Origin of the sequence: Dielma fastidiosa, assembly GCF_000313565.1 — a bacterium.
Taxonomy (GTDB): Bacteria; Bacillota_I; Bacilli_A; order Erysipelotrichales; family Erysipelotrichaceae; genus Dielma; species Dielma fastidiosa.
On record NZ_HE578927.1, the window covers coordinates 33,536 to 47,824 of the forward strand.

At 37.2% G+C, this 14,289-nt stretch carries 14 protein-coding genes and 1 pseudogene; all 15 read right to left on the bottom strand.

The genetic code is table 11. The features are described from left to right. Positions 1-222, bottom strand: a pseudogene (locus tag DAHG_RS21400) (hypothetical protein); the annotation flags it as partial. A 294-nt stretch (positions 223-516) separates the two neighbouring features. Continuing rightward, on the bottom strand, positions 517-855 hold the full coding sequence (locus DAHG_RS09990) for a DsrE family protein (protein WP_022938208.1): 339 nt from the start codon (positions 853-855) through the stop codon (positions 517-519). Positions 856-920: 65 nt separating this feature from the next. Beyond that, on the bottom strand, positions 921-1,412 hold the full coding sequence (locus DAHG_RS19325) for a GNAT family N-acetyltransferase (RefSeq protein ID WP_022938209.1): 492 nt from the start codon (positions 1,410-1,412) through the stop codon (positions 921-923). A gap of 23 nt (positions 1,413-1,435) precedes the next feature. After that, entirely contained in the window at positions 1,436-2,158 is a 723-nt protein-coding gene (locus DAHG_RS10000) for a YebC/PmpR family DNA-binding transcriptional regulator (RefSeq protein WP_022938210.1), read from the bottom strand. Positions 2,159-2,288: 130 nt separating this feature from the next. After that, positions 2,289-2,720: a DUF4358 domain-containing protein gene (locus DAHG_RS10005; protein ID WP_022938211.1), complete on the bottom strand. Its 432-nt coding sequence runs from the start codon at positions 2,718-2,720 to the stop codon at positions 2,289-2,291. Continuing rightward, positions 2,695-3,501, bottom strand: a complete 807-nt coding sequence (locus tag DAHG_RS10010; RefSeq protein ID WP_022938212.1) for a GDSL-type esterase/lipase family protein — start codon at positions 3,499-3,501, stop codon at positions 2,695-2,697. Before DAHG_RS10010 ends, DAHG_RS10005 begins: the two co-directional genes overlap by 26 nt. Positions 3,502-3,595: 94 nt before the next feature. Then, positions 3,596-4,054: a hypothetical protein gene (locus DAHG_RS10015; protein ID WP_022938213.1), complete on the bottom strand. Its 459-nt coding sequence runs from the start codon at positions 4,052-4,054 to the stop codon at positions 3,596-3,598. A 436-nt stretch (positions 4,055-4,490) separates the two neighbouring features. Next, the gene (locus DAHG_RS10025) at positions 4,491-5,258 is read right to left on the bottom strand and encodes a hypothetical protein (RefSeq protein WP_022938215.1); all 768 of its coding nucleotides are present in this window, start codon (positions 5,256-5,258) and stop codon (positions 4,491-4,493) included. A 397-nt stretch (positions 5,259-5,655) separates the two neighbouring features. Continuing rightward, positions 5,656-6,207 carry a hypothetical protein gene (locus DAHG_RS10030; protein ID WP_022938216.1) on the bottom strand — a complete coding sequence of 184 codons (552 nt, stop codon included), beginning with the start codon at positions 6,205-6,207 and terminating at the stop codon, positions 5,656-5,658. Between the two features lie 447 nt (positions 6,208-6,654). After that, the gene (locus DAHG_RS10040) at positions 6,655-7,842 is read right to left on the bottom strand and encodes a helix-turn-helix domain-containing protein (protein WP_022938218.1); all 1,188 of its coding nucleotides are present in this window, start codon (positions 7,840-7,842) and stop codon (positions 6,655-6,657) included. A gap of 646 nt (positions 7,843-8,488) precedes the next feature. Further along, the gene (gene pheT / locus DAHG_RS10045) at positions 8,489-10,879 is read right to left on the bottom strand and encodes a phenylalanine--tRNA ligase subunit beta (protein ID WP_022938219.1); all 2,391 of its coding nucleotides are present in this window, start codon (positions 10,877-10,879) and stop codon (positions 8,489-8,491) included. A 9-nt stretch (positions 10,880-10,888) separates the two neighbouring features. Then, positions 10,889-11,923, bottom strand: coding sequence for a phenylalanine--tRNA ligase subunit alpha (pheS, locus tag DAHG_RS10050; RefSeq protein ID WP_026880935.1), 1,035 nt, complete (start codon positions 11,921-11,923; stop codon positions 10,889-10,891). Between the two features lie 348 nt (positions 11,924-12,271). Continuing rightward, positions 12,272-12,775 (bottom strand): hypothetical protein, encoded by a 504-nt coding sequence (locus tag DAHG_RS10055; protein ID WP_022938221.1) that lies wholly within the window; start codon positions 12,773-12,775, stop codon positions 12,272-12,274. Between the two features lie 59 nt (positions 12,776-12,834). Beyond that, on the bottom strand, positions 12,835-13,494 hold the full coding sequence (locus DAHG_RS10060; RefSeq protein WP_022938222.1) for an alpha/beta hydrolase: 660 nt from the start codon (positions 13,492-13,494) through the stop codon (positions 12,835-12,837). Then, complete coding sequence (locus DAHG_RS10065; protein ID WP_022938223.1) at positions 13,491-14,234, bottom strand: TrmH family RNA methyltransferase; 744 nt, start codon at positions 14,232-14,234, stop codon at positions 13,491-13,493. Before DAHG_RS10065 ends, DAHG_RS10060 begins: the two co-directional genes overlap by 4 nt. Between the last annotated feature and the right edge of the window lie 55 nt (positions 14,235-14,289).

The window sequence follows — 14,289 nt, forward strand, 5'->3', positions numbered from 1 at the left end:
GATCCAGCCGGTACGCATTGCTCCGTTATCATCGAAAGCATACCAGCAGTCATTGTCTTTGATCCAACCCTTAGCTTTACTGCCATCTTCCTTAACATAAGACCATGTGCCGTTATTATTGACCCATTGAGCCTCAGCCGCTCTGATTGGTATTGCTGCTGAACAGAGCATTGCAGCTATGACTAAAGCAGTCATCGCTGACTTTGTTTTATTAACTTTCATTAAAATACCTCCCCAGGTTTTTTGAATATGTCTTAAAAGGTATACTTTGTAATACACTCTCTGCATAACACAAAACGGTCATGAAATTGCAAAAAACGGTCTATTTACCTTTACGAATATTATAATATTGCATATAATGAAAGAGGAATATGGTGTCTCATAAAGTATACATTTAGCAACACTCATCACTTTTGAGATATTAAATACAATAAAAAATCGTGATATCTATCAGAATCAAAACTGATATTATCACGATTTTCTATTATTAGTATAATTCTAAACTATACCATATGTCTATGGTTTAATATACGCATATCCTTCCGCCTGCCGCTTAGCTAATTCAACAACACCCGCGCTTACAACCTCTACAAAAGGATACAGTTCCTCAGCTTTGAGTTGGTTCGCTTTCAGCGCGTTGCCGCAAGCGGTAAACAGAATACCTTCCTTTACCAAGGCTGCCATTTTCTCTTCTAATTCATCAGCCTGCGCATACTGTTTAACAGCAGCGCTATTAGCAAGCACCTCAATTTTATACGCTTCACCCTGCTGCTTATATACCGCAAGCATATTTGATACATTAGTTAAGGTCAGCGGCCATTTAGCCATCTCATCAACATGATAAATCACCTTCATTGTCTCGCCTTCTTTCACTCCATGATTATAACATCAAAGCGGCAAAGCAGATAATGATTTACCCATCAATCATCAAGTTGATACATATAGCGTGAAGTACAATACCCCTTCACAATTTCTCCTTCATCGACAAGCTGAAAACCATGCTTCTCGTAGAAATGCTTAAGTTCAGGCTTATTAGTACGGCAGTCCAGTCTGCATGCATCTTTCTTCAGCCGTCGGCCTTCTGCCTTAAAATAATCCATAATCATCTGTGAAGCCATTGATTTAGCCGCCTTACGCATCACACACAGCTTATGGATATATAAGCTTTGCCCCGGTTTTATTTCCGGCCAGTAGATTGGATCTGCATCGCATAGCAGAAAGGTCGCGACAACCTCGCCCTTTTCTTCCACTACATAAAACTGATCAATAGTATGTGTCTGACTTAAGGTATGCCAAGCCACATCCTCCTCGCTCCATGCCCGTTTATTAATTGAAGTGAGCCATCGCACAGCATCCAGCAATACCGCCTCGATGTCTTGAATATCCTGTTCACATGCTTTTCTGATTTGCATAAGAAAAAACACTCCGCAGAGTGTTAGTCGATATTTTCAACGTTGTGCCAAACATTCTGCACATCGTCAACATCATCAAGCAAAGTAAGCAGGCGCTGGAATAATTCCTTATCATCACCCTCTAATGTGCAATATTCATTAGGGATCATTGTCAGCTCTAATACATCAAATTTCACATCAGGAATTAATGCCTCAATTGCTTCTTTAGCCTTATATAAATCTGACGGCTCTACATTGATATTCATGTATTCACCTTCAACTTCAAGCTCTAGTACATTTACATCAGCCATAATCAGCGCATCCAGCATAGCTTCTTCATCAGTATAAGCAATTACTAAATTACCTACATGCTGATAATTGAAAGATACACTGCCGGCAACCCCAATTTTAGCCTTAGCCTTATTGAAACATGCTCTTAAAGACGCGATTGTACGATTCTGATTATCTGTTAAACATTCAATGATAACCGTAGATGCTCCAGCTCCAAAGCCTTCATAAGTTGAGCTGGTATAAGAATCAGTTGAACCGCCCTTAGCCTTGTCAATTGCTCTTTTAATTACATCAGCCGGTACATTGTTAGCCTTCGCACGTTCAATAACCTTTTTTAATCCTTGGTTCATTGAAGGATCAGGTTCACCCGCTTTTGCTGCCATATAAATTTCTTTACTGAATCTTGAGAATAACTTTGCATTTGCAGCTGACGTTTTAGCCATTGCTGCCGCTCTTACTTCAAAATGTCTACCCATTTTAATCACCTTCCAGATTTTTATTGAATTTCCGCATTTTATTATAGCAAATATTTACCATGACTACAAATAAAAATCAACATAAACTGATGAAATCACCTATAAAACCATTAAAACTGAGTCTTTGACACTATAATGAAGCCTTGATTGCTTCTAAAACATCCTGACTATTATCATTAGTAATCAAAACCCAAGCATCGCCAACCTTTTCAATGACACTGTTTTTAATCTTATCAGCTTCCTCTGGGAAATAGTTTTCAGCACTGGTCAGATTATAATCACGGCGTTCTTCAAAGGCTTTTTTTAGTACCTCATCTTCACCTTTGCAAATAGCTAATTCATTTGTTTCATTACTGCTTGAAACATAAACTGCACATGTATTCTTCGCCATATCAATCATCAGAATACTGCGGATTTGATCATCATTTGCCTTGATCATCTCATCATTATAATACTCACTAATCATTGTTTCAGCTGTCTTATCAATATCGATTTCTTTGCTTTGGTTACTGCTGCAGCCAGTAAGCAGACATAAACTAATCAGCGCAAGGCTTCGTTTCATATAAAATCTCTCCTTTATTCACATGTTCTTTAATCATCGTCAGCCAATGACTAAAACCTTCTTTGTTTAAATGATAACCATCACTGGTCCATTCATCAGGCAGATATGTATCCTCTGATTCAAACATTGAATTACTGTGAATCAGATTCACCTGAGTTTCTGCCGCAACCTCTTTAATTGTATCATTAATCAGTTTCAATTTATCAAGATTTGTATAATCATTTTCAAATTCACGGCTTTTTGAAAAATTATAAACATCAAGCAGATAAATCTGTGCCTGCGGCTGCAGGGCTTTGATCTGATTGACAATATCGATATAATCTTCTTTAAAGATATCCATGACATACCAGCCTAATTCATTTAAGCCAAAGCTTAAATAAATCTTTTGAACAGGTGTCTGCGCAAGTGCGTCAATCATCGTGCCCATACCGCCATTATCCAAAGGGAATACGGTACGCATTGTTGCCTTGCTGACATCCAATGAGACAGAGCCATAGATTCTTGCCGTGGTGTCAGCTAATACATAAAGTTCAGCGATACCGGCAATGCGTGAATCACCGGCAAAAGCCGCGTCATCAAAATAACTATTCTCAACCGCTTCACTTCTAGGCACTGGTTCTCCATAAGACTGCGGGATTGCGAAATGGCATAATTTAACATGATTTCTTAATTCATGATCATTTTGATAGCCGGTTTGACGAGCTTGAGTATATTGACTGGCACTGCAAGCTGATGCCAGAGAAAGACAAAGCATTAAACTAAAAAACTTACTTATTTTCATATAATCATCCTCTAAACTTAATTACACTTCACTAGTTTATCCTATTCACAACAAAACAACAACATTAAACACAAAAAACGGATCTTTCAATCCGTTAAAAGAATAGGAGTGCCGCCAGTACCGAAAACACTTGAATCAGCACATAGATAATTATGACCCAACCAATGATTTTAGAAATGGAATTTCCCTGCTGCCGATTTGCAGGCCGGCGATTAACTGGCTTACGTTCATTCATTGACCGTGAGTTCGCTGTTTTAGCGTAACGATCACTATTTGCTGAAGAGTAGCTGCTATGAGTATTTGAATGACCGGCAGATTTGCTGTATGGATCATTTACCATATTAGCAGTGCATGGTTTAGCTTCCTTACCAGTTTCCCTAACATATTTTGAGTTTTGTTCTAAATGACTGTCAGCATGCCTGAAAATAGCAGCTTTAGCACGGCCGTCATTCAGTGAAACAGAATCATTTTCCCTGACTCTTGCATAACAATATGGACAATATTTGTCTTTTGTATCGAACCATGTTTTGCAATATTTACAACGTATACGCATACTATCACCTCATGGTATAAGTATAGCATCCAATCAACAAAAAGACCATGAATATAGCAAAAGTGTCATTAAGTTTTATGGCTTATGAATAAAACAGTAATAATGAAATAATAGCTTCAGCTCTCCTATTGCACCTACGCCTATCCTTAATTGATAGATTACAGATTAAAATAAGATAATATAAAATATAAAATAATAACCAATATAATTAATGTCACAATTTTTATTACTATGCGTTTCTTACCCGTTATCTGTAATTTACTTAATATATAATTTTCTGTCCAAACCCATAAAATAGCAATTATTATATATTTCCACATAAGCACTCTCCTCACATCAGTATGTAATCTAATTTGTATTATAAACTAAGCAAGAAACATATCGCCCGTACCGCCTTTGAAAACAAATCACAATCGTCCAAATTATAGAATTAATTTTATTCATGAAATTTAAACGATTGATTCTTCAAACCATATGTTTCCAGATATTCATCATATGATTCAAATTCACCCGTCACATTATTCAAAATCTGCAAGCCGGATAAATCTGCCTCTGACAATTCAAGCGGTATGGCTTCACGCTGCGGCAGTGATGCCTCACGCAGACCATACATATAATCAATCACTCGATATAAATCATTCGCCTCATCATATTGCAGAATCATTAGATATGTCTTGCCAGCCTCAATGGGTACATCTCCCTCAATCAGTGTATCGATAAATAATTCGGATAAATCTTCGTCAAAACCATTCTGTTCACGTAAAGCCTTTGCTTTTTCAAGTGATGAAGCAGGCCGTAGTTTATCATATTGTGCTTGAGTAATCACACCGCCATTGCGGGCATACTGAACCACCTCCCCCATCGATAAGTTTCCTTTCAAAACATCATAAACGACAAAATTACCATAAGTATAACCATGGATTGATTTACTGCCATCAGGATAAATCGTATCCGCGCCATCTAAAGATACAACAGCCGCTAAGACAATATCTGAACAATTCTCAACTTGTAATTTCATATCATCAAAACCCTTAACAAAACTTGCCTGAAACGTTAACTTTATTGCGTTTTCCTTCATTTCATCACTTAGATAACTCGACGTTTCAAGGGTTGGCACTTCCGTTAAAGCTTCCTGATTTTTTTCCTGCGTCATACAGCCGGATAGTAACATTATTAATAAAATAGACATCATTTTTCTCATCATAAACACATCCCCCAACATACTTATCTACATTATATTAAACTGGACGGCCAAATCAAGCAGAAAAAAACAAAACCGCAGCCTCAAACACTGCGGTTTATTTATTTAATTAACCTCTTAAGATTGCATCCAGCTCTGCTTTTAACTGTAGAAACCTTTAATAAAGCAATTAAACAGTAAATGCTTTTCTCATAACCATTTTCTTACTAGAAAAAGACACAAAACATCTTCAATCAGAGATTAAAATGTAAAAACACAAAATACAAAACAAAGACTAATATTACCGTACTTGCAACCAGTATCAATATACGTTTAATTCCTTTTATTTGTAAATAGTGCAAAATGTCAATCTCTACTACTCCCAGCAAGAAACCGATTAAAGCGTATATCCACATAATAGTTACAGGCTATATTTGCATGTATAACCATGTCCTGAAGGATTCAAAACACATTCATTACCACTTGTTGTCTTATAAGACATTACCACTGCAGCTGTAAATGCAGCTAATGCAACTAATGCAAAGAATCCTGCTGGATGTGCTGAAACTAAAGTAACAATGGCGTTGATTGCAACAGTGGCCAATTCAGGACCTGTGTATCCTGATACATACACTATCGCTCCTTCAACAAAGTCGCCTATAACCTTAGTGCCAACTATAACAGCAATTGTTTCTAATATCTTGCCATTAGCATAAATGCCATTTTCAGTAACCACAACCACTTTGCCTTCTAAGCCAGTTCCTACCAATGTAGACATGTCCACTAGATAGCTACCATCACTTAGTATATAATTATCTTCTGCTCTGATATGCTTAATGTTAGTTTCTAACATCATTTCAGTAGTTTCTGGGGCATCAGTGTTTACCACATCTGAAGATTCAGCCATAACATTCGATAAATTTAGCGAAAAAAACATTAATATAGCAACAAAAGAACTAAATATTTTTTTCATAACATTCTCCTTCACCTCGCTCAGAGGATTTCATATAAACATGAATATTAGATTCTATCAAAATTATCCATTGATCCTCACCTTCACTATGTGTGAACCCTTTCTTTATTTGCAGTTTAGTATTTTCAAACAATTTAATCAACCCCTTTATTACGTAACAAGCTGTTGCTTACAAGCAAGAATAATTTCTTTTTAAGTATAATTTTTTCGATTTATCCTTTTATAAACAAATGAGAGCTATCTATTTTTGCTAATTTGGCAACTAATGATATAAGCATTGTTTTTTTTATCACCAGTTCTCTTAAGTCTTAAAAGTAAACTACATTCATTAGTACAAAAGAACTTCAATTATTATTTCTCATATACATCATCCTGATTAGTAATCCCTTCTTTAGCAAAAAATATCAGTGATTTCAATTTTACTCCCCAACGAATTACTTAGCAAGATCAATTTTCTAATAAAATTATTTTTTCTTTTAAATAGATTATCAGACAATCGTTAGCTTTTTTTCTTTCTAATAGATTTATTAATATATCTAAATAGAAAAGTGATAGATCAATATCATTTGTTTTACGATGAAAATCATATACTTTGATTGCTTGACTGATAATCTTATTAGACGGTATTTTATTTTCTAAATAACACAAGCTTTCAAACAAGTCCAGAACTAACACAATTCTTTGTTCATTTTTGATATATCTGCTTTTTGTAATATCTCTTAATGCTTCTGAATAATTTTCTAATTTATAATTGATCCATATATTATATAATCTTGAAAGTATATGTGTATTTCCAAACTCATTGGCTTCTTCTAGATATTTTTGTGCTTTATCGTATACTTTTTTTCGTATCATTAACCAAGAAAGATTTCTATAAACTTTTGCAATCTCATTCTTATCTATATCTAGTGTTTTTCCTAAATTAATACAACTAATATAATAATACTCAGCATTTTTATAATTTCTTTTTCTTAATTCAACACTAGCAATTAACATCATACATCCAAATAAGCGCTTCAAGTTAGCTGTATCCATAAATATCTCTTTAGCCGACAGCAAAACCTCCATCGCTTCATTAAAATAGTTTAAATCTTTGTAAATAAAGCCTAAATGGTATTTTATTATCCCTAATTCTGTCTTCTCACAATTTGATTTTAATAATGATTTATATATTTTTAAAGCTTCTTCATGTTGATCACATGTAAATAACCTCATACCCATATAGTCCATATAAGCAGAATATATGAATAAATTGCTTATCTCATATTGCGATATTATGTTTTCAATTTTTAGACATCCTTCTACATAATTTTCTTGAATATAAATTATATATTTCATCACTAGATAGACTAGATGCTCATTTATTGTGATATAAACCTCCGGAATGCGATGTTTATAATACGCTAAATCTACTGTATCATAAACCACTTCAATATAAAATTTTTCAAATAATTCAATCGCTTGTTGATAAGATACATCATTATTATAATTATTCAAATCTAGGACTTTATCTAGTTGTTTTAGCTGATACTCGTTTAAATCAGCTTCACCAATTTCAAAACGACGTATATGTTGATAATTTATCCCAGTTAACTTAGCTAAAGCTCGCAAACTTAAACCTTTAGCAACTCTCATATTTCTGTTATAAGATTTTGTGTCCATAAAATGTATAAAAAGAATAGCCAATTTCTTGGCTAAAATTTGGGATTTTCATCTTGTTTTGGTTGAATATTAAAACAACGATGTGTGCACTTACCGCTACCATAACCACAATCTGATGAATGAATATGTATGCAATGATTGGGAGTACACATAATAGTGAAGCATAAAATTGCAACGACTAACCCTGATAGTCTTTTCATACTTTCCACCTCCTTACTCTCATTATATTATTCTAAATTATTTGGTCAAGTAACAATACCATGTAACAGAAGTTTATAATTTTATTATATTTTTTCAATTTAATCATTTTGAAATTTTTAAGAAAATGTTCACGCAAGAAAACACATCACTTTAGTAAAATAATCTTTGAAAACTGATAACAATTCAATCAGAGCATAAAATACAATATAATATTTAAACAAAGATTACATTAAAATTCCGCATAGCATTCCCTATCCGAAAATACTTATAAATTAATCAAAACAAATATAGGTAAAACTAAGAATTAAAAATACAAAGTTCGTAATTCTTACGGAAACTAAATACATAATCTTAAATTTCTTCAAAATATACAAAAACAAAACCGCAGCCTCAAACACTGCGGTTTCTTCTAATTTAATTAACCTCTTAAGATTGCATCCAGCTCTGCTTTTAATGCAGCCAGAATCTTTTCATGAACACTATTGATTTCCCCATCGGTCAATGTCTTTTCATCAGATTGGAAATTGATTGATAAAGCAATTGACTTAAACCCTTTCTCGACATGTTCGCCAGTGTAAACATCAAATACTTCGATACCCTTAATAATCTGACGGCCGCATTTGCGGATTGCTTCTACGATATCAGCTACCTTAACATCTTCCTTTACAACGAAAGCAAGGTCACGGGTAACTGCCGGATATTTAGAGATCGGTGTATATTTTACCTTTGATGGTTTGTTATTCAGCAGTACATCAAGCTTACCTTCAAACATTACCAATTCTTTTGGTACATCAAAATCCTTAGCCATCTGCGGATGAATCTGTCCAAAGATGCCAAACAGTTCTTTGCCGATATAGATGCAGGCTGAACGATATGGATGGAAATGCGTCGTATCCAATTTGTTTTCTTTAATACTTACACGGCTTCCCTCATAGCCCAGCTGACTCAGCATAGTTTCAATCAAGCCCTTTATCGTATAGAAATCAGCCGGTACGCTCATTTTCTGCCAGCGGCTCTTATGCATTAAACCATTCATCACAAGTGCCAGACGTTCCTCGACAACATCCTTTGCATAAACATTGGAAATTTCAAAGAATGCCAGATCCTTGATTGAACGATTGTTATTATAAGCAGCCGCATCAAGCATACTCGGTAAAATTGAAGAACGGATGTATTTGCGGTCTTCACTCATCGGTGAAGCCAATTCCACAGCCGGCGTAATCGGCAGAATCGCATGATCTAAATGCTTCTGACTGACCAGCGTATAGGTTTCAGTTTCATTCAAGCCCATATTGACATACATTGAACGAATTCTTCTGCGCATGGCCTGACGATTATCTAATGCGCCAACAGTCATACTCATCGTCGGCAGAGTGGATGGCAGACGGTCATAGCCGATCAGGCGGATAACTTCTTCTGCGATATCTGCTTCAATTTTTAAATCAGTACGATAGCTTGGAATGCTGACCTTAATATCATTGCCTGCCTTTTCAGGTTTCAGATCAAGCCATTTTAATTCTGTCATGATTTCATCTTCACTAAAATCAGTGCCTAACAGATGATTGATTGAATCCGTATTTACTGTAAATTCAGCCGGTACATAGTTATTCGTGCCATATTGAGCAGTTTCTTCAATCAAGCTTGCATCCGCATATTCAATCAATAATTGAACACAGCGATCCATTGCTTTATAAACTGCCATCGGTTCAATTTCCTTCGCATTGCGGACGGCCGCATCAGAAGTGATATTTAAACGGCGGGCCGTATTGCGGACTTGAACATAATTGAAAGTCGCAACCTCAATAATGATCCCCTTTGTTTGCTCATCAATTTTACTGTCATCACCGCCCATGATACCGGCAATACCTACTGGATTACCCTGAGTCGTAATCATGATATCTTCTGGTTCAATCTTATAGTCAACGCCATCCAAAGCGGTATACGTTGTATCAAAGCCATCCTTAACGATGATTTCCTGATGCATTTTCGCGGCATCATAGAAATGGGTCGGCTGGCCGGTTTCCAGCATCACGAAGTTTGAAATATCAACAACATTATTGATTGATTTAACACCGGCGGCATGCAGCAGCTCCTGCATCCACTTTGGTGATGGTTTAATCGTTACAGAGCCAATAACTTTGCCTAAGAAAATCGGACATTTAGAAGTTTCACTGGATACCTTTAATTTTGTCGGCACACCAATATTGGCAGCGCCTTCACATTCGGGCAGCTGTACATCACGGTGCAGAATAGCGCCTACTTCTTTAGCTAATGCCCAAGAAGCCAGACAGTCATTGCGGTTAGGTGTCAGTCCGACATCAAGCAATGTATCATCAAGGCCTAAATAATGAAGCGGATCACGATCACCGACAACTGCATCATCACCTAATACCTCAATGCCATTTTTGCTTTCTTCACTCAGCTGTTTCGCATCAACCCCTAATTCAAGCAGCGAACAGATCATGCCATTTGATTCAATGCCGCGTATCACGCCATTCTTAATTTCACCGCCCGGCAGCTTTGCGCCCGGCAGCGCTACGATAACCTTTTGTCCTGCCGCTACATTAGGTGCGCCGCAGACAATAGTATCAACCTTATCGCCAAGATCGACCTTGCAGACATGCAGATGATCGGAATCAGGATGGTCGACGCATTCCAATACCTTACCAATGATCAGGTTGCTTCCCTGAGCCATCTTTTCCAAACCTTCAACTTCATTGCCAGCGGTTGTCAGCTTATCAGCCAAAACCTCTGGTGTAATATCACTTAAATCTAAATATTGGCTCAGCCATTTTTTACTTGTTAACATACATACCTCCTACTCAAACCGTGTGAATGTCTTTAAGAAACGCAGATCATTCGTATAGAAATGACGGATATCATCAATACCATATTTCAGCATGGCAACACGTTCAATACCAACTCCAAAAGCAAAACCGCTGCATTTCTTTGAATCATAGCCAGCCATCTCCAATACATTTGGATGTACCATACCAGCACCGAGAATTTCAATCCAGCCAGTTCCCTTACATACCGGACAGCCCTTGCCATTGCAGATATGACAGCTTACGTCAACCTCTACGCTTGGCTCAGTGAATTGGAAATAGCTCGGACGGAAACGGATGACACGCTTTTCACCAAACATTTTCTTCGCCATAAACTCTAAGGTACCCTTTAAATCAGATAAGGTAATATTCTCCGCAACAACTAAGCCTTCCATTTGTGTAAACTGATGAGAATGTGTCGCATCATCATCATCGCGGCGGTAAACTTTACCTGGACAAACAACCTTAATCGGCAACTTAGGTGCATAGGCTTCCAGCTGGCGTGTCTGAATCGCCGTCGTATGCGTTCTCAGCAATTCCTCAGCATTAATATAGAATGTATCCTGCATATCACGGGCTGGATGTCCCTTCGGTATATTCGCCCGTTCAAAGTTATATAAATCAAATTCGATTTCCGGTCCTTCACCAATGGTATAACCTAAACCGATAAACAAATCCTCAAGTTCCTGCTGAACAAGCGTCAGAGGATGCAGATTGCCAACGGTTGGATGATAGCCCTCCAGTGTGATATCAATCTTTTCACGTTCAAGACGATCTTCCATCTCCTTGGCTTCAAGTTCAGCCCATTTGCTTTCAATAGCAGCCGCAATCTGCGACTTGATCTCATTAACGGCAGCGCCAAACTTAGGACGTTCTTCCGCACTCAAATCTTTCATAGATTTCATTACTTCCTGAATCGGTCCTTTTTTACCCAGATAAAGAACCCGGTGCTGCTGAAGCGCAGCCAGTGTCTGACTTTCACGAATCGCGTTAAGTCCCTCTTCTTTTAACTGTTCTAAATTTTTCATCGTTTTTTCCTTTCCGACTAATAAAAAAGCCGCAAGCCTGCAGGAACGCTCTTGCGCGGTACCATCCTGCTTCGTCTTGCGACACACTTTTACCCTGATAACCGGTTGTTTCCCGGGGGATGATTAGTCCCACTATTCAAAGGTGAATTCAACAGCTTTCTCTAAAAACAGCTTACAGTCGGGTGGCTGTTTATCCCTGATAGAGAATATCTTCATGTTTACTAGTCCTTCTCAAAGTATTTAACAGTTGTTATTATAGCCCAAAAAAATGGATTTGACAAATGCTTTTTCACCTTATTCATACCCGTTTAAACGCTGCATATTCCAAAAACATCAAAAGTTACAAAATCAATCCACAAAATTGGATAAACTTATTTGCTTGGCAGTTAAACCATGCTCACCATCAACAATATCAATGATGAAAGTGATCTCTTTAAGACCTTCGATTAAAGTCTCCTTTTCATTATCTTCAAGGATTAGAATATAATCTGTACTATAAATACTTTGATTTCCTGATGATGGCAAATCAAATAAAAAAGTAGTTACTAATTCTGAGGGTGGTTCATAAAGATAATCATTCAAGTAATCATCAAGCGTTGAAAAATCAACAGTCTTAACACGATAATCATTATTTCCCCCTGCATTGACGCACAGATAAACGGACAAGCGATACAAATTTTCTTCCGTTTCTAAAAAGTTTAACGTTTCAGGATGTTCTAGCAAATATTCATCCATCACATAATCATATTTTGTCAATGGATGAAAATGCACTTCATCACTAACCTCAAATTCTGGTTTAGCTGTACAGCCAAAAAGAAATATGCCTAAACATAATAGTATTATCTTTTTCATCCATGCCATCCCCCTTCATGATAATAAGTTTAATTCTATGATTACATTAATTAGCTGGATTATACTCTTACCTCATCCATATACATCTTAATCATTGAAAAGGTTTCCCTGCCGCACCGCTCATCCTCCAACAGCTCATGGGGTCCTTCCGGAATCAGATACAGTCTTTTCTGCGGGTGATTAATCAAATGATAGGTACGTTTGCCAATCGTCGGCGGCACAACATCATCCGCCATTCCCTGAATGACCAATGCCGGCACTTTGATTTTCTTTTGATACGGACGCAGCATATTAATCAGCTTCGCAAATTCTATCGAATATTCAAGCAGTACCTTATCACGGTCATTGACTTCCGGTTTGCCGCCTTCCTTGAATTTAAAATCATTGCAGTAGGAAAGCACCTGTTTTACGCCATAAACCTTAAATGACGGCGCAATCAAAATCAGCTTCTGAATCGGAAATTTATCGGCTAAATAACTGGCAATAACACCGCCCATCGAAAAACCTAACAAGGTAACCTGACACTCCATAAAATCGATGTCCTTTAATACTTCAATGGCTTTTTTCAGCCAATCAGTCCAAATTGGATGCGGTGATAAATCATATAGATCAAAAGTAATCAGCTCATAGTCCTGCCCCTTTGACCATTCAATCAAGTTACGGAAATTCTCCTGCCGCATGTCCCCAAAGCCATGGATGGCTACTAATACTTTTCTCATAAGTCCTGCTTTCTGAATGCGTAACAGCAAATACCGGCTGCTACCGCTACATTTAAACTTTCAAAACGATTCATTTCAATAAAAATACGATCATCACACAGATTTAAGATTGCTTCACTGACGCCGTTACCTTCGTTGCCGAAAACCAGCGCTGTCTTTTGCTGATTCACAAAGGTTGAAAGTCCCTTTGCCTCATGCAGTGAAGTTCCATATACTATCGTTCCCATCTGCTTCAGCTTATGAATCATATCCGGCAGATGAGCTTTTAATACTGACATATGAAACAGCGCGCCCTGAGTTGAGCGAATTAATTTTTCATTATAAATATCAACGCTGCGGCCAGAGAAAACAACCGCGTCAAAGCCAAACGAATAAGCTGTTCGAATGATTGTTCCCGCATTCCCCGGATCCTGCACATCATCAAGCAGAATCACCTTATCACCAAGCGTAACATTACTGTCCTTAACCTTGCAGACACCCACACATGTATTAACCGAAACGGTGCTGCGCAGCTTCTTCATAATTTCCTCACTGACCAAATAGCACTCCCCGTCAAAATCAAACTGATACGGGCAGTCAGGGCTGATGATCAGCGCCGTTAACAGACCGGCAGTGATTGCCTCCTGAATCAGATGTTCCCCTTCAACTAAAAAGAGTCCGTCTCTGTCACGGTGTTTCTTATCATGATATTTCACCCATTGTTTTACACGGGGATTACTCACTGATGTTATCTCATTCATATTCTCACATCCTTGTTTGTAGTATATCCCAGACAAAGAAAATCTGCAAGCGAGA

Excerpts from the sequence above, each read along its gene's own strand:
- DAHG_RS10030 (WP_022938216.1), bottom strand. The coding sequence starts at position 6,207 with ATGAAAAAAATATTTAGTTCTTTTGTTGCTATATTAATGTTTTTTTCG.
- DAHG_RS10010 (WP_022938212.1), bottom strand. The coding sequence starts at position 3,501 with ATGAAAATAAGTAAGTTTTTTAGTTTAATGCTTTGTCTTTCTCTGGCA.
- pheS (WP_026880935.1), bottom strand. The coding sequence starts at position 11,923 with ATGAAAAATTTAGAACAGTTAAAAGAAGAGGGACTTAACGCGATTCGT.
- pheT (WP_022938219.1), bottom strand. The coding sequence starts at position 10,879 with ATGTTAACAAGTAAAAAATGGCTGAGCCAATATTTAGATTTAAGTGAT.
- DAHG_RS10055 (WP_022938221.1), bottom strand. The coding sequence starts at position 12,775 with ATGAAAAAGATAATACTATTATGTTTAGGCATATTTCTTTTTGGCTGT.
- DAHG_RS10000 (WP_022938210.1), bottom strand. The coding sequence starts at position 2,158 with ATGGGTAGACATTTTGAAGTAAGAGCGGCAGCAATGGCTAAAACGTCA.
- DAHG_RS10025 (WP_022938215.1), bottom strand. The coding sequence starts at position 5,258 with ATGATGAGAAAAATGATGTCTATTTTATTAATAATGTTACTATCCGGC.
- DAHG_RS09990 (WP_022938208.1), bottom strand. The coding sequence starts at position 855 with ATGAAGGTGATTTATCATGTTGATGAGATGGCTAAATGGCCGCTGACC.
- DAHG_RS10040 (WP_022938218.1), bottom strand. The coding sequence starts at position 7,842 with ATGAGAGTTGCTAAAGGTTTAAGTTTGCGAGCTTTAGCTAAGTTAACT.
- DAHG_RS19325 (WP_022938209.1), bottom strand. The coding sequence starts at position 1,412 with ATGCAAATCAGAAAAGCATGTGAACAGGATATTCAAGACATCGAGGCG.
- DAHG_RS10015 (WP_022938213.1), bottom strand. The coding sequence starts at position 4,054 with ATGCGTATACGTTGTAAATATTGCAAAACATGGTTCGATACAAAAGAC.
- DAHG_RS10065 (WP_022938223.1), bottom strand. The coding sequence starts at position 14,234 with ATGAATGAGATAACATCAGTGAGTAATCCCCGTGTAAAACAATGGGTG.
- DAHG_RS10005 (WP_022938211.1), bottom strand. The coding sequence starts at position 2,720 with ATGAAACGAAGCCTTGCGCTGATTAGTTTATGTCTGCTTACTGGCTGC.
- DAHG_RS10060 (WP_022938222.1), bottom strand. The coding sequence starts at position 13,494 with ATGAGAAAAGTATTAGTAGCCATCCATGGCTTTGGGGACATGCGGCAG.